The sequence below is a fragment of the Streptomyces sp. NBC_01013 genome (genome assembly GCF_045162765.1).
Taxonomy (GTDB): domain Bacteria; phylum Actinomycetota; class Actinomycetes; order Streptomycetales; family Streptomycetaceae; genus Streptomyces.
Window position 1 is genome coordinate 7927398 of the sequence record NZ_CP108687.1, and the last position, 14914, is coordinate 7942311.

At 72.7% G+C, this 14914-nt stretch carries 16 protein-coding genes; 10 read left to right on the forward strand and 6 right to left on the reverse strand.

Annotated features, from left to right (window positions below):
- Window positions 1-186: 186 nt before the first annotated feature.
- The 7 genes from OG538_RS34330 to OG538_RS34360 all read left to right on the forward strand — a co-directional run bounded on the left by OG538_RS34330 (window position 187) and on the right by OG538_RS34360 (window position 6836).
- Window positions 187-924, forward strand: coding sequence for an SAM-dependent methyltransferase (locus OG538_RS34330; protein ID WP_406099509.1), 738 nt, complete (start codon window positions 187-189; stop codon window positions 922-924).
- Window positions 925-1076: 152 nt separating this feature from the next.
- Entirely contained in the window at window positions 1077-1997 is a 921-nt protein-coding gene (locus tag OG538_RS34335; protein ID WP_406099510.1) for an NADP-dependent oxidoreductase, read from the forward strand.
- Window positions 1994-2755, forward strand: coding sequence for a GNAT family N-acetyltransferase (locus tag OG538_RS34340; RefSeq protein ID WP_406099511.1), 762 nt, complete (start codon window positions 1994-1996; stop codon window positions 2753-2755). The genes OG538_RS34335 and OG538_RS34340 overlap by 4 nt, the downstream gene beginning before the upstream one ends.
- Window positions 2756-2980: 225 nt before the next feature.
- Complete coding sequence (locus tag OG538_RS34345) at window positions 2981-4189, forward strand: PP2C family protein-serine/threonine phosphatase (protein WP_406100412.1); 1209 nt, start codon at window positions 2981-2983, stop codon at window positions 4187-4189.
- Window positions 4190-4291: 102 nt separating this feature from the next.
- Window positions 4292-4960 carry a TetR family transcriptional regulator gene (locus OG538_RS34350; RefSeq protein ID WP_406099512.1) on the forward strand — a complete coding sequence of 223 codons (669 nt, stop codon included), beginning with the start codon at window positions 4292-4294 and terminating at the stop codon, window positions 4958-4960.
- The gene (locus OG538_RS34355) at window positions 4957-5730 is read left to right on the forward strand and encodes an SDR family NAD(P)-dependent oxidoreductase (RefSeq protein ID WP_406099513.1); all 774 of its coding nucleotides are present in this window, start codon (window positions 4957-4959) and stop codon (window positions 5728-5730) included. The genes OG538_RS34350 and OG538_RS34355 overlap by 4 nt, the downstream gene beginning before the upstream one ends.
- A gap of 65 nt (window positions 5731-5795) precedes the next feature.
- Complete coding sequence (locus tag OG538_RS34360) at window positions 5796-6836, forward strand: NAD(P)-dependent alcohol dehydrogenase (protein ID WP_406099514.1); 1041 nt, start codon at window positions 5796-5798, stop codon at window positions 6834-6836.
- Between the two features lie 107 nt (window positions 6837-6943).
- Here OG538_RS34360 and OG538_RS34365 read toward each other — a convergent pair whose 3' ends face one another.
- Window positions 6944-7546 (reverse strand): phosphatase PAP2 family protein, encoded by a 603-nt coding sequence (locus tag OG538_RS34365; protein WP_406099515.1) that lies wholly within the window; start codon window positions 7544-7546, stop codon window positions 6944-6946.
- Window positions 7546-8214 carry a DedA family protein gene (locus tag OG538_RS34370; protein ID WP_406099516.1) on the reverse strand — a complete coding sequence of 223 codons (669 nt, stop codon included), beginning with the start codon at window positions 8212-8214 and terminating at the stop codon, window positions 7546-7548. Before OG538_RS34370 ends, OG538_RS34365 begins: the two co-directional genes overlap by 1 nt.
- Before the next feature lie 279 nt (window positions 8215-8493).
- Between OG538_RS34370 and OG538_RS34375 the strand changes: the two genes are divergently transcribed.
- The 3 genes from OG538_RS34375 to abc-f all read left to right on the forward strand — a co-directional run bounded on the left by OG538_RS34375 (window position 8494) and on the right by abc-f (window position 11853).
- Window positions 8494-8826, forward strand: a complete 333-nt coding sequence (locus tag OG538_RS34375; RefSeq protein ID WP_406100413.1) for a BlaI/MecI/CopY family transcriptional regulator — start codon at window positions 8494-8496, stop codon at window positions 8824-8826.
- Entirely contained in the window at window positions 8823-9758 is a 936-nt protein-coding gene (locus OG538_RS34380; protein ID WP_406099517.1) for a M48 family metalloprotease, read from the forward strand. Before OG538_RS34375 ends, OG538_RS34380 begins: the two co-directional genes overlap by 4 nt.
- 451 nt (window positions 9759-10209) lie before the next feature.
- Window positions 10210-11853 (forward strand): ribosomal protection-like ABC-F family protein, encoded by a 1644-nt coding sequence (gene abc-f, locus OG538_RS34385; RefSeq protein WP_406099518.1) that lies wholly within the window; start codon window positions 10210-10212, stop codon window positions 11851-11853.
- A 33-nt stretch (window positions 11854-11886) separates the two neighbouring features.
- On the opposite strand, the gene OG538_RS34390 is transcribed toward abc-f, so the two are convergent.
- The 4 genes from OG538_RS34390 to dhaK form a co-directional block, all read right to left on the reverse strand.
- Window positions 11887-12399, reverse strand: a complete 513-nt coding sequence (locus OG538_RS34390) for an NUDIX domain-containing protein (protein WP_406099519.1) — start codon at window positions 12397-12399, stop codon at window positions 11887-11889.
- A gap of 412 nt (window positions 12400-12811) precedes the next feature.
- Window positions 12812-13222, reverse strand: a complete 411-nt coding sequence (locus tag OG538_RS34395; protein WP_406099520.1) for a PTS-dependent dihydroxyacetone kinase phosphotransferase subunit DhaM — start codon at window positions 13220-13222, stop codon at window positions 12812-12814.
- A complete protein-coding gene (gene dhaL, locus OG538_RS34400) occupies window positions 13219-13833 on the reverse strand; it encodes a dihydroxyacetone kinase subunit DhaL (RefSeq protein ID WP_406099521.1) in 615 nt (204 codons plus the stop codon). Before dhaL ends, OG538_RS34395 begins: the two co-directional genes overlap by 4 nt.
- 54 nt (window positions 13834-13887) lie before the next feature.
- Complete coding sequence (gene dhaK, locus OG538_RS34405; protein WP_406099522.1) at window positions 13888-14880, reverse strand: dihydroxyacetone kinase subunit DhaK; 993 nt, start codon at window positions 14878-14880, stop codon at window positions 13888-13890.
- Between the last annotated feature and the right edge of the window lie 34 nt (window positions 14881-14914).

Below are 14914 nucleotides of genomic sequence, written 5' to 3' on the forward strand. Positions count from 1 at the left end.
CGTCCAGGGGGTGGACGCCCGAAAGGTTTTTATGCCGTGAAGCGGTATGAACCACATGGGTGTGCCCCTATGGGCGGATGCCTCTGCCGGGGACGCGATCCGACGGGGCGGTCAGAATGCCCACCGGCCCTTGGGCGCGACGAAAAACCACGTGCGCACGATCGACGGCACTGACAGGCTGCGCCGGTGAACCGTGACCAGATCTCAGCCCTCGCCCATGCCGGCCACCCGATCAAGGCGCCGCTCCACGACGACTCGGTGAGGGCCCTCCTGGACCATGCCGTCCCGCCCGGCAGCGCGAGAGCGCTCGACCTGGGCTGTGGGGGAGGGGAATGGCTGCTGCGCGCCCTCACCGGCCATCCCGGCCTGCGGGCCGAAGGCGTGGACATCTCCGAGGGCTCCCTCCACCAGGCCGGTGAAGCGGCGGATCGCCTCGGCGTGCGCGAGCGCCTGGCGCTGCACCGGCAGGACGGCGCCGCCTTCACATCCGCGGAACCGTTCGACCTCGTGCTCAGCGTCGGAGCCGCCCACGTCTTCGGGGGGCTCCTGCCGACCCTCGCGGCCGCTCGCAAGCACCTCGCCCCCGGCGGCCGCGTCCTGATCGGTGACGGTTTCTGGGAACGCGAGCCTTCGTCGGAGGCCATCGACATGCTCGGCGACTTCGCCGACCTGGCGACGACCCTGGACCAGGTCACCGCGGACGGCTGGACACCCGTGCACGGACACGTCAGCTCCCGCGCCGAACTTGACGCGTACGAGTGGTCCTGCTGGGGCTCGCTGGCCTCCTGGGCCCTGGACAACCCCGCCGACCCCGAGAGCGCGGAGGTGCTGGAGACCGCGGCGACCCGCCGTACCGAATGGCTGCGGGTCTACCGGGAGACCTGGGGCTTCGTGACGTTGGTCCTGCGGCCCACCGCCGGCTGACCTCGCCGGCGGCTCCGCCGCTCCCCGCCGATTCATTGCGGCCCCGTGAACACACCGGTCCCCGGGAATACGTGCGGGGCGAACGGACTTCCTGCTCGTGGGGCGACCGGCTTCCGGCCCGGGCGCCCGTGCGAGGAACGGAGAGGGAGCCGATGTCCAAGGCGTACGTGTTCACCCGCAACGGTGGGCCGGAGGTGGAGGCTCTCGTCGACCGGGACATGCCGACGCCCGGGCCCGGGGAACTGCTCGTGGCCGTCCGGGCGGCCGGGGTCAACCCGGTGGACTGGAAGCTGCGCAAGGGGTACACCCGGCCCGGCAGCGTGCCGCAGCCGTTTCCCACCGTCTTCGGCAGCGAGGCCGCCGGGGTCGTGGAGGCGATCGGCCCGGGCGTCGGGGGATTCGCGATCGGGGACGAGGTCTTCGGTAATCCGGTGGCCGGTGGATACGCCGAGCACACCCTGCTGCCCGTGGCCGTGACCGCCCACAAGCCTGCCGGGATCTCGTTCGCCGACGCGGCGGTACTGCCGGTCGCGGCTGCCACGGCCTACGACGGAGTGCGCCAGCTGGGCCTCGCCCCGGGCGCAACACTGCTGGTCACGGGGGCGGGTGGCGGGGTGGGAAGCGCCGCGGTGCAGCTCGCACAGCACGCGGGCGTCCGTGTCATCGGCGTCGCGAGCGCGTCGAAGAAGGCGTTCGTCGAGTCCCTCGGCGCGGTGCACGTGGAGCCCGGCGGGGGACTCGCCGACCGGGTACGGGCGCTGGCCCCCGGTGGCATCGACGCGGTCTTCGACCTGGCCGGGGGCGACACACTGCGTGAAGCGGCCCTACTGCTCGCGGACCCCGCCGCGCTGATCAGCGCGGGCGACAAGCAGCTCGTGGCCGAGCTCGGCGGGGCGCCCGTCGAACGGGCCCGCACCGCCGCGGTGCTCGTCGCGGTGGCGGGCCTCGTCGTCGCGGGCGCCCTGCGCACGCACGTCACCGGGACCTACCCGCTCAGCGCGGCGGGCGAGGCGCTGCGCGCGGTGGAGGACGGCCATGCCCTCGGCAAGACCGTGATCGAGGTGACCGTATGAGCGGGGTCCGGACTCCCGGCGGCGACGTGCACCCCCTCGACGACCCGGTGGGCGCCTCGCTGCGAGGGCCCCATGCCCACTTCGCCGAGGCCCGCGGCCGCATCCTGCGCTATCCGCCGCACGTCACCCCCTGGGTCGCCCTCCCGGCGAGGCCGGAGGCTGCCGACTGGGCCGATGCCGCCGCGCTCGCCGGACCTGGCGGCGTCGTCACCGTCACCGCCTTCCGTGATCCGCCGCCGGACGACTGGGAGGTCGTCTTCCACGCGGAGGGCGTGCAACTCGTCGACGCGGGGGTCGAGGCGGCACCGTACCCGGAGGCCGTGCGGCTCGGTGCGGCCGACGTGCCGGACATGCTGGACCTGGTCGCCCGCACCCGGCCGGGCCCGTTCGAGGCCCGCACGGTCGAACTCGGCACCTACCTCGGTGTTCGGCGTGACGGGGTGCTCGTCGCCATGGCCGGTGAACGCCTGCACCCGCCCGGCTGGAGCGAGATCAGCGGCGTGTGCACGGACGAGTCGGTACGCGGGCAGGGGCTCGCCGGCCGGCTGGTGAGGGCCGTGGCCCACGAGATCAGGGGACGTGGCGAGACTCCCTTCCTTCATGCCGCCGCCTCCAACACCAACGCCGTCCGCCTCTACGAGTCGTTGGGCTTCGCACTCCGCCGCCACACGCCCTTCCTCTCGGCGCTCGCCCCGGAGCACCCGCCGATACGGGTCGGCACGGTCCGGGGCGACGTCCGTGAGCCGGCCCCGCGCTGACCCCCGGACCGCCGGGATCTCGGGAGCACCGGGACTTCGGGCCCGGACGGGCCCCTTCGTCTTCGGCCCGCGCGCTGCGGGCCGAAGGCTCCCGCCGACGCTGCTTCCGGGACCTTCGGCGCGGGGTGTGAGGCCGTAAGCCTCGTGTGCCACCCGTCGCGACTCGGGTGCACTGGTAGGGAACGCCGGCGCCGGGCCGGCAGACCCCGGGAGGAGACGGCCGTGATCGGGCTCCAGCACCTGTCGACAGCGCGTGGAGCAGGGCTCACGGGTACGGACGCGGGCGAGGCGTCCGCGCGGGCGCCGAGGGTCGGCAACGGGGCGCTGTTCGGCGGCCTGGCACTGGTGACCGCCGTGATCGTCCTCCTCGACCTGTGGTCCGGCGACGAACTGCGCCTCGTGCCGCTGCTGGTCGTCGTCCCCGCCCTCGTCTCGGTCTTCGGTACGATCCGCCAGACAGTGGGCGTGGCCTCCTGGATCATGGTCGTGGCCGTCACCTCGCGCCTCGTGACGGGCGGGTCGTTCTGGGACATCACCAGCAGCGTCATCTTCACGGTGCTGGCTTCCTTCCTCGGCGTCGGCGCCTGTGCGCTGCGCATCCGTCACGCCACCGAGATAGCCCGTCTGCGCTCCGCCGCCGTAGCTCTCCAGCGCCAGATCCTGCGCCCCCTTCCCATCGTGACCGACCAGGTCGTCGCCCACGGCACCTATGCGCCGATCGAGGAGGACCGTCTGGTCGGCGGTGACATCTACGAGGTCGTGTCGTCGCCCTACGGGACCCGGGTGATCATCGGGGACGTCCAGGGCAAGGGGCTCGCCGCGATCGGAGCGGGCTTCGCCGTACTCGGCGCGTTCCGTGAAGCGGCGATCCGCGAACCCTCCCTGACCGGGGTCGTCGACGCGCTGGAGGACGCGGTGGCCCGGCACAACGCCTTCTCCGCCCAGACCGGCGAGATCGAACGCTTCGTCACCGCTCTGGTGCTCGGCTTCGACGGCGACGGACGCGTCCAGGCCGTCAACTGCGGGCATCTGCCGCCCCGCATGCTGCACGAGCACGTGGCCAGTCCGGTTCCGCTGCGCCGTACGTCGGTTCCCCTGGGGATGGCCGAGCTCAGCAGTGAGGCCCGTGTCACGGAATGGCTGGACTTCCCGGCCGGTGCGACGCTGCTGATGTTCACCGATGGAGTGACGGAGGCTCGTGACGCGGCCGGAAGCTTCTACCCGCTGGACTCCCGGCTGGGCCGTTGGCCGGACCTCGGCCCCCGGGAACTGCTCGACGCGCTCCACCGTGACCTGGAGGAGTTCTCCGGCGGCGTACGGCGTGACGACATCGCCGTGCTCGCCGTGCGACGGACACCGTCCGCCGGGCCCCGCCTGCCTGAGCCCCCGGGCCATGGCGCGAGGCGCGCGGCAGAGGCGTTCAGCGCGCGGTAGCGGCCACACCCCGTACCACCGGCCTGGGAAGACGCAGCAAGCCTTGAATGTCCCGACGAGACTTTTGTCGCGTCGGGACATTTTTAGGTGTACGGTGCAGATATGAACCGGGAACGGAAGACCCCGGAGAGGCGGAGCCGCAAGGCGCGCCGGACCCGGGACACACTGGCCCAGGCCGCGTTCGAGCTCGTGCTCGACCGGGGGCTGAGGGAGGTCACGGTCGAAGAGATCGCGGAACGCGCCGACGTCGACCGCCGCACCTTCAGCCGGTACTTCACGAGCAAGGAGGCCGCCGTCCTGAACTCGGTCCGGGGCGACGGCGACCGGATCAACGACGCGCTGCGGGCCCGCCCCGCCGGCGAACCCCCGCTGACCGCGTATCGCCGGGCCGTCCTGGACTGGCTGGCCGACCCCGAAGCGCAGGCGTGGCACCGCCGCCCGAGGATCTTCGAACTGCTGGTCCTCGCCGAGGAGGAGCCGACCCTCTACGCCGCTTTCCACCACATCCGGGTGGACGCCCAGGAGGACTCGGTCGCCATCGTCGCCGAACGGCTCGGGGTCGACCCGCGGCAGGACATCCGCCCCGCCGTCACGGTTGCCGCCGGAGCCGGCGCGCTGCTCGCCGCCCAGGCCGCCTGGGTGCGCGGGGGCTGCCCCGAAGAGTTGCCCCGACTCGTCGAGCGGGCATTCGACGCCCTTTCGGGCGAGCTCGTCCAGGAGCCCGCCGAACCGGCGTCACACAGCACCACGGAAGGAAACGGAACATCATGAGCACCACGCCCACCCCCGCCGACCAGGAGTTCGCCGGCCGCACCGCCCTCATCACCGGAGGTGCCTCCGGTATCGGCCTGGCCCTGGCCCGCCGGCTCGCAGCCTCCGGCGCGTCCGTCGTCGTGGCCGACTACGACGAGAAGAGTGCCCGCAAGGCGGTCGCCGATCTGGAGGGTGCCGGCGCCAAGGCAGCCGCCGTGGCCATGGACGTCACCGACCCCGCCTCCGTCGAAGCGGGTGTGCGGTTCGCCGTCGACACCTTCGGCGCCCTGCACCTCGCCGTGAACAACGCCGGGATCGGCGGACCGAGCACCCCGACCGGCGAGTACGCCGTCGAGGACTGGAACCGGGTCGTCGCCACCAACCTGAGCGGCGTCTTCTACTCCATGCGCTACGAACTCCCCGCCATCGTCGCCGCGGGCGGCGGCGCCATCGTCAACATGTCGTCGATCCTCGGCACCAACGGTTTCGCCGGCTCGCCCGCGTACGTCGCCGCCAAGCACGGCGTGGTCGGCCTCACCAAGACGGCAGCCCTCGAATACGCCGCACAGAACGTCCGCGTCAACGCCGTGGGTCCCGGCTTCATCGACACCCCGCTGCTGCGCAACACCGAAGGCCCCGCCCGTGACCACCTGATCTCGCTGCACCCGGCCGGGCGTCTGGGCACGTCGGAAGAAGTGGCCGAGCTTGCGGCCTTCCTGCTCTCCGACCGCGCGTCCTTCATCCATGGCAGCTACCACCTGGTGGACGGTGGTTACTCCGCCTCCTGAGCGGCGGACGGGGGCACGGGGGAAAAGGGGCGGGGACCGGAGCACAACGAGGTCAAGGAGGACCCATGAAAGCCGTTCAGTACCGAGAGGTCGGCGCCGCACCCGAGGTCGTCACCGTGCCCGACCCGGAGCCAGGCCCCGGGCAGGTGCTGCTGAAGGTCACCGCCGCAGGCGTCTGCCACTCGGACATCGCGGTGATGAGCTGGCCGGCGGACCAGTTCCCCTATCCGCTGCCGCTCACCCTCGGCCACGAGGGCGTCGGCACCGTCGCCGCCCTGGGCGACGGCGTCAGCGGTCTCACGGTCGGCGCGTCGGTAGCGGTCTACGGCCCCTGGGGCTGCGGAACATGCATCAAGTGCGCGGAGGGCAAGGAGAACTACTGTCTGCGCGCACAGGAACTCGGCATCAACCCGCCAGGGCTGGGTTCGCCCGGTGCCATGGCCGAGTACATGATCGTCGACGACCCCCGTCATCTGGTCCCCCTCGGCGACCTCGACCCGGTGCAGGCCGTCCCGCTCACCGACGCCGGCCTCACCCCGTACCACGCGATCAAGCGCTCCCTGCCGAAGCTGGTGCCCGGCGCGACCGCCGTGGTCATCGGTACCGGCGGCCTCGGCCACGTCGCCATCCAGCTGCTGCGTGCCATGACGGCGGTCCGGGTCATCGCCCTCGATGTCACGGAGGACAAGCTCGCCCTGGCCCGCACGGTCGGGGCGCACGAGACCGTCCTGTCCGACCAGCATGCCGCGGACCGGATCCGCGAACTGACCGGCGGCATCGGCGCCCAGGCCGTCCTCGACTTCGTCGGAGCCCCTGCGACCGTCGCCACGGCCGGTGCCGCGGCTGCCATCGACTCCGACGTCACGATCGTCGGCATCGGCGGCGGAAGCCTGCCGGTGGGATTCGGCTCCCTGCCCTTCAGCACGACGGTGACCGCACCCTACTGGGGATCGCGTTCCGAGCTGGCCGAAGTCCTCGACCTGGCCCACTCGGGGGCGGTGAAGGTCCATGTCGAGACGTACTCGCTGGACGAGGCGCCGCTGGCGTACGAGAGGCTGCACGCCGGCAGCATCAATGGTCGCGCGGTCATCCTTCCCAACGGCTGACGACCGAGCCCCTTCTCACGACCCTGCGGGCCGTCGCACTACGCGTCGGCCCGCATCGTCATACCCGCGGCTGATGTGCGCCGCACCGCTCCGGACGGTGGCGTGGCTCATCCCGCCGCGACCAGCGGCCGCAGCCGGCTGTCGCGCAGTCGCACCACCGCCGGTGCGCAGCGGCGGGCCGCCACCGTCAGCGGCCAGGCGACCAGGACGCCGGCCAGCAGCCCGATCAGTACATCGTGCGGATAGTGCGCTCCGATCCAGACCCGGGAGGCGCCCATCAGCAGTGCGGCGACAAGTGCGACCCAGCCGAACCGGCGGTCGGTCAGCCAGATCGCCGTCGCCGCGGCCGCCGCGATGGCTGCGTGATTGCTGGGGAAGGACCAGTCGCCGAGCGCAGGACATGCCTCCACCGTGACGACGTGCAGGGTCCGGCAGGGCCGTTGTTCGTGGAAGACCGACTTGACCAGGTCGTTGACGAGGTACGAGGCCACCACGACGAGCGGGGTGCACAGGGCCATCGCCGTACGTGCCGGATCCGCCTGGCGGGAACGCCACCAGGCCACGAGCATCAACAGGGCGAACAGAGCCAGCCCGTAGTCCGACCAGATGCGGATGGTGGAGTCCAGTGGGGCGGGGGAGCGCCGGGCCAGCTCGGTGACCCAGGTGTAGAGGCCCCCGTCGATCGAGGAGGCGGCGGAGGCGAGCGGCATCAAGGGGTATCTCCTTCGGCGGTGCGCCGGGCGCGGGAGCGGATCAGTTCGACGGCGAGCGGAATGAGGGAGACGGCGACCACCACGGCGACGATCGGCAGCAGATACCGGTCGACGTTGGGCACCGAGGACCCCAGGCCGTACCCGGCGAGAACCAGTCCGACGGTCCACACCACGCCGCCGGCGGTCTGCCACAGGACGAACGACCGCGGCGGGACGCCGAGCGCCCCGGCCAGAGGGTTGAGCACGGTGCGCACCACGGGGATGAAGCGGGCCAGCACGATGGCGCGGCCGTGGCCGTATCTGGCGAGCAGTTCCTCGGCGCGCGCTGCGCCCTCGTGGAGCCGTCCGGTGCCGTTACGGGCGAGCAGCGCCCGGCCGGCGCGCCTGCCGATCCAGTAGCCCGTCTGTGCGCCGAGGAGCGCACCGGCAACCGCCGCCATCAGCACCTGCGGCAACGACAGCTGGACCGGCCCGTGTGCGCCGGACACGCAGAGGAGGCCCGCTGTGAACAGCAGGGAGTCGCCGGGGAGGAAGAAGCCGACGAGCAGCCCCGTCTCGGCGAAGAGCACGGCGGCGATGCCGAGCGCGCCGAACGTGCCGAGCAGTGAACCGGCGTCGAGCAGGTTGACCGCTTGAGGCAGGGGCGCCGTCGAAAGTACGGACACGGTGGCGGGTCTCCCATAATGGTGAGCGGGCGGCCCGGCGGGAGCGCCCGACTGACTACAGTGATGTAGACGGTCTGCATCACTGTAGACGCCCGAACGGGGAGGAGAGTTCCCATGTCCCAGGTGAACGGGATATCCGGCGGAGAATCCGCCCACCGCCCTGACGGCGCCCCTGCCTCCGAACCGCTGCGGCCGGTCGCACCCGGGCCCGGGGACCCGGCCGGATCCGCGTCCGGCCCCGTCGACCGCGCCGCCGCCGAGCGACGCCCCTCCGGTGAACTGGAATCCACGATCCTGGCGGCCCTCTGGACGGCCGGAACGCCGCTCACCCCCGGCCAGGTACAGAGCGCCGTCGCAACTGAGCTCGCCCGCACCACGGTCACCACGATCCTGTCGCGCCTCTACGAGAAGGGCTCGGTCACCCGCAGCAGGGCCGGGCGCGGATTCGCGTACACGCCGACCGAGGACGCGGCCGGACTGACCGCCCGCCGGATGCACAGCGAACTGGGCAAGGAGCAGGACCGCAGCACGGTACTGGCCCGGTTCGTCTCCCAGCTCACGGATGAGGACGAGCGGTTGCTCCGCGATCTCCTCGACGGGGGCACCCGGTGATCTACGCCGTGTGGATTCCGCTGCTGGTGCCCTTCGTCGTCTTTCCCGCCGCCCGCAGGCTGGCCGACGCCCTGGCCCCGGCACAGGCCGTGAGACTCCTCGCCGCGACCGGCGTGGGCCTCGCGCTGAGCACCGTGCTCGCCCTGACGCTGCTGGTGGTACCCGGTGCCGGCCGGCTGTCCGTCGTCGCCGCAGCGGGGGAGTTCGCCCACCCGCTGGCCGCCGCCGTGCCGGGCACGGCCGTCCCGCTCGCGGCCGCCGCGCTGATGCTGATCGCGGGCTGCGCCGCTGCCGTGACGCGGGCGGTGCGCGGCCACTGGGCCCAGCTCCACCGGGCCCGCCCGGACCGGAGCGAGGGGGAGGAGCTGTCGGTCCTGCGCGACAGCCGTCCGGACGCGTACGCGCTTCCAGGGCGGCCGGGCAGCCCCGGCCGGATCGTCGTCACCACCGGCATGCTGCACGCCCTCGACCCCGTCGAGCGGGAGGCGCTGCTCGCCCACGAACGCGCCCACCTCGCCGGCCACCACCACCTGTACCTCGCCGCCGCCGAACTGGCCGCCCGCTGCCATCCCGCCCTGCGCGCCCTGCGCGCTCCCATGGGATACGCGCTGGAGCGCTGCGCCGACGAGGCCGCCGCGCACGCCGTCGGGGACCGCAGGGTCGCGGCCCGTGCGATCGGGCGCGCAGCACTCGCGGCCCGGGCCGCCGGAGAGCCGCCGGCGCCCCGCCCGGCAGCGGCGCTCCCGGCTGCCGCGGGGCCCGTCCCGCGCCGCGTCGCCGCCCTGCTCGGCCGGGCCGCCGCGCGCCCCCGCGTAGGCCGGGCAGCTGCCGCGACCCTGTTGGCCTGCCTGGCCGTGTCGGGTGCCGCCGCCCTCGATGCCACGTACGACCTGCACAGCAGCATCGAGATCGCGCAGGGCGAGAACCCCTGAGGGCTGACCCTCGATTCCTGGGGGGCGCACGATGACAGCCACGGCACCTCGCCACGTTGTCGAAACGCCCGAATACGTCCAGGGTGCGGGCGCCTCTCCGCCCTTGCGATGCACCGCATCCGACGCCGCCCGCTGATCCACCAGGAATTGCGGGACAGCACGCAGGTCCCGCGGTCCGGCTTCCGCGAGGACCGATGACCAGGAGACCTGGACCGCGGTCCGGGGGCCAAAGACCTGGAAGCCCCCCGGCCGTCACGGCTACACTCACCCCATGGGTTCGTACTACTTCTTCCGCTGAGTCCTGGCAGGGACGCTGCCGCATCCCACCGAGTCGTCGCCGACCGGCGCTCAGGTGACGCCGCGTGCCGTCCCCCTCGGACCGTCCGGAAGCCACGCCCGCGCCGTGCCCCTCAGGGGCCGCCGAGGCACGTAACCCCCAGGGAACGCCACCATGCCCCTCCCGCACGACCGCGCCCAGCTGACCATGAAGGACGTCTCCAAGGCATACGGGGACCGCGCCGTCCTCGACCAGGTCTCGCTCACCGTCCGGCCCGGCGACCACGTCGGTGTCATCGGCGAGAACGGATCCGGCAAGTCCACCCTCCTGCGACTGCTCGCCGGTGCCGAGACACCGGACAGCGGCGAGATCACCGCCCGCTTCCACGGCGGCACCGGCTACCTCTCCCAGACGCTCGCCCTCGACCCCGCCCGCACCGTCCAGGACGCCATCGATGCCGCCCTCGCCGAACTGCGTGAACTGGAGCGGCGGATCCGGGCCGCCGAAGCGGCACTCGCCGCTCCCGGAGGGGCCGACGACACACAACTCGGCATGTACGGCGACCTGCTGACGGAGTTCGGGGAACGCGGCGGATACCAGGCCGATGCGCGCACGGACGCGGCGCTGCACGGCCTCGGACTCGCGCACCTCACCCGGGAGCGCACCCTGGGCACCCTCTCCGGGGGCGAACAGTCCAGGCTCGCGCTCGCCTGCGTCCTGGCATCCGGCCCCGAACTGCTCCTCCTCGACGAGCCGACCAACCACCTCGACCTCCGGGCCGTCACCTGGCTGGAGGACCAGCTGCGTGCCCACCGCGGCACCCTCGTCGTGATCACCCACGACCGTGCGTTCCTCGAACGGACCACCACCGTCATCGTCGAGGTCGACCGGGATCTGCGCAGCGTCGTCCGCTACGGGGACGGCTGGGACGGCTACCGCACGGCGAAGGCCGCGGCACGCCGCCGCTGGGCGCAGGACCACCAGGAGTGGCGGGACGAGGTGGCCCGTACCGAAGCACTCGTGAACGCCGCGGGGCAGCGGCTCGCCGCCACCGGCAAGGACCCCGGAGAGGGCTGGGGCAAGCATCGGCGCTCGCACGAGGCGAAGTTGTCCGGACAGGTCAGGGCGGCCAGGACGCGGCTGCAGGGGTTGCGCAGGGCGCCCGTGCCGGCTCCGCCCCAGCCGTTGCGGTTCTCCGCCGGACTGACCCTGGCCTCCGACGACGACACATTCCCCGGGCCACTGGTGGAGCTGGTGGCAGTCTCGGTGGGCGACCGGCTGAACATGCCGGCGCTCCGGGTGGAGGGCGGGCAGCGCCTGCTGGTCAGCGGGCCCAACGGGGCAGGGAAGTCCACTCTCCTGAGGGTCATGGCGGGCGACCTCGTCCCCGACACGGGCACGGTGCGCCGCCGGGCCCGGATCGGCTATCTCCCGCAGGAACTCCCCGCCCGGCCCACCCGCCGCACCCTGCTGGCGACGTTCGCGGCGGGACGGCCCGGTCACGCCGACGAGTACGCCGACATGCTCCTGGCGCTCGGCCTCTTCCGACCGGACGACCTCTCCGTCCCGGTCGCCGCGCTCTCCACCGGGCAGCAGCGCAGACTCGCGCTCGCCCGGCTGGCCACCCGGCCCGCCGATCTGCTGATCCTGGACGAGCCGACCAACCACATCGCGCCGGCCCTGGTGGAGGAAGTGGAGGCGGCGCTGGCGGCGTACGAGGGAGCCGTCGTGGTCGTCTCGCACGACCGCAGCTTCCGCAGCCGCTTCACCGGCGACCAGCTGGAACTCCACGCGGGCAGGCCTGTCATCCGCACCTGACCGGGGCGGCGCGCGGCGACGGGGGTCGTAGAGTCAGGCCCCGTCGCCGTGTGCGGCGGGGCCCCGCCCACCCGTCAGCCGGTCACGCAGCCGGTCCACGAAGACCCGCTGCCCCTTGACGAGCCGCTCGGCCGCGAGCTCCGGGGTGCACCAGGCGAACCGGTCGATCTCCGGGAACTCCCGCTGCGCACCGGACCCCCGAGGCCACTCCATCGTGAACGTTCCCGGAACCGCCGCCGCCGGATCGAGGTCGGCCTCCACGGCCCACACCGTCACCGTCTTGCCGCCGCTCTGACGCGACTCGCCCAGCGCCACCCAGGTGCCGTCCGGCACCGGATGGCCGAACTCCTCCTCGAACTCCCGCCGCGCCGCCGCCCGCGCTTCCTCCTCGGGCTCGTACTCGCCCTTGGGCACCGACCACGCCGCACTCTCGCGGCGCGCCCAGAACGGACCGCCCATATGCCCGATGAGGACCTCGAAACCGGTGCCGCGCCGGCGGAACAGGAGAAGACCGGCGCTGCGCCTGGCGGTCGTGTGGGGTGCCATGCCGTCAAGTGTGGGCACCGCGAACCGGGAAGGCCGGACGACAGGCCGTTCGGGGCCTCTCGGTTGGATCATGCCGGGCTCGCGGGGCCCGGAACCCTCCTGCGGCTTGTCGTCGGTCGCCCCTGCTCCGCAGTGGCTCCCTCGCCGGCCTTGCAACTCCACGCACCGGATCCCGCTCACTGATCCGGCCTGATCCAGACGGAAGACCCTGAGGGCTGTCCCGCGATTCCTGGTTGCCGGATCACGGGACAGACTCCGAGCCCACAACTCCTGGCGGGCGCACGACGACAGCTACGGCACCTCGCCGCGGTGCCGAAACGCCCGAAGACATCCCGTATGCGGGCGCCTCTTCGCCCTGCGATGCACCGCATCCGACGCCGCGCGCTGATCCACCAGGAATGCGGGACCGCCCTCAGTCCTTGCGGTAGTCGTACGCCTCCGAGGCAGCGGCCACCACCGCGTCGAGATCGCCGCCGGCCGACGCCGTGACCACCGCGGCCACCGCGCCCTCCACGAAGGGCGCGTCCACCAGGCGTGCTCCCTCCGGTAGTTCGTCGCCCTCGGCCAGCATCGCCTTCACCGTCAGCACCGCGCTGCCCAGGTCGACGAGAACCGCGACTCCCACACCGCCGTCGACGGACCGGGCCGCCTCCGCGATGAGCTCCGCGCTGGTCCCGAGACCGCCCGCGGGCGTGCCGCCGGCTGCGGCCACCGGAGCCGTCGCACCGCCGGCCGCGAGCCCCCTCGCCAGGTCGGCCACCGCCTCGGCCACCGGACCGCTGTGCGACACCAGCACGATCCCGACCTGCTCGTCCCCGCTCACGCGCCACCCCCGGTCGCCGCGGCCGTCTCCGCGAGCGCGGCGATCAGCAGCGCGGCCGACGTCGCCCCCGGATCCTGGTGCCCGATGCTCCGCTCGCCCAGATAACTCGCACGGCCCTTGCGCGCCTGCAGGGGGATGGTCGCCAGCGCGCCCGCCCTCGCCGCGCCGGCTCCCGCCTCGAACGACGTCGCGAGTGCCTCGACCGCCGGCAGCAGTGCATCGAGCATCGTCTTGTCACCGGCCTGCGCCCCGCCCAGCTGGGCCACCGCGGCCACACCCTCCCCGAGCGCATGCGCCAACTGCTCCTCGGAGACGGCCGGTGCATCGCCCAGAGCCGTGCCCGTCCGCCGCAGCAGTGTCCCGTACAGCGGCCCCGATGCCCCGCCGACGGTTGAGATCAACTGCCTTCCGGCCAGTATCAGTACGGCGCCCGGTGTCTGCGGCGGCTCCTTCTCCAGGGCGGCCGAGACAGCGGTGAACCCGCGTTGCATATTGCTGCCGTGGTCGGCGTCCCCGATCGCGGAGTCGAGTTCGGTCAGATGGGCCGCCTCACGGTCGACCCGGCCGGTGGTCGTGGACATCCAGCGGTGGAAGAAATCGGCGTCGAGCACGTGCGCTCCTCGGTGCGTCGGAGGAAGGGGGTTGTCGCGAGGGGGACGGGCAGGTCAACGACCCCAGCGCAGTGCGGGTGTCTGCACCGGCGCGTCCCAGAGCCGTACCAACTCCTCGTCCACCTGGCACAGCGTCACCGAGCAGCCCGCCATGTCGAGCGAGGTCACATAGCTGCCCACGAGCGTACGGGCCACCACCACGCCGCGCTCCGAGAGCACCCTCTGCACCTCGGCGTTGAATCCGTACAGCTCCAGCAACGGTGTCGCGCCCATCCCGTTGACGAGCGCGATGACCGGCCCCCGCGGTCGCAGGTCCTCCAGCACCGCGTCCACCGCGAAGTCGGCGATCTCCCGTGAGGTCATCATCGGACGGCGCTCCCGCCCGGGTTCACCGTGGATCCCGATGCCGAGTTCGAGTTCGCCGGGCGGCAGATCGAATGTGGGCGAGCCCTTTGCGGGGGTGGTGACCGAGGTGAGCGCCACTCCGAAACTCCGCGACGCTTCGTTGACCTGCCGCGCGAGGGCCGTCACCCGGTCCAGCGGCGCGCCCTCCTCCGCGGCGGCGCCGGCGATCTTCTCGACGAAGAGAGTCGCTCCCGTGCCACGCCGCCCCGCGGTGAAGAGGCTGTCGGTCACCGCCACGTCGTCATTGACGAGCACCTGGGTGACCTGCACGCCCTCCTCGTCGGCGAGTTCGGCAGCCATCTCGAAGTTGAGCACGTCACCGGTGTAGTTCTTCACGACGAACAGCACGCCCGCACCGCTGTCGACGGCGGCGGCTGCCCGCAGCATCTGATCCGGAACGGGCGAGGTGAACACCTCGCCCGGGCACGCCGCCGACAGCATGCCGGGGCCGACGAACCCGGCATGGAGCGGTTCGTGCCCGGACCCGCCGCCGGAGACCAGGGCGACCTTTCCGGCCACGGGCGCGTCGCGCCGTACGACGACGCGGTTCTCGACGTCCACGGTCAGCTCGGGATGGGCGGCGGCCATCCCGCGCAGCCCGTCGGCGACCACGGTTTCAGGGACGTTGATCAGCATGCGCAACGGAATCTCCCAGGAAGGCTGTCGGCGGTGGACC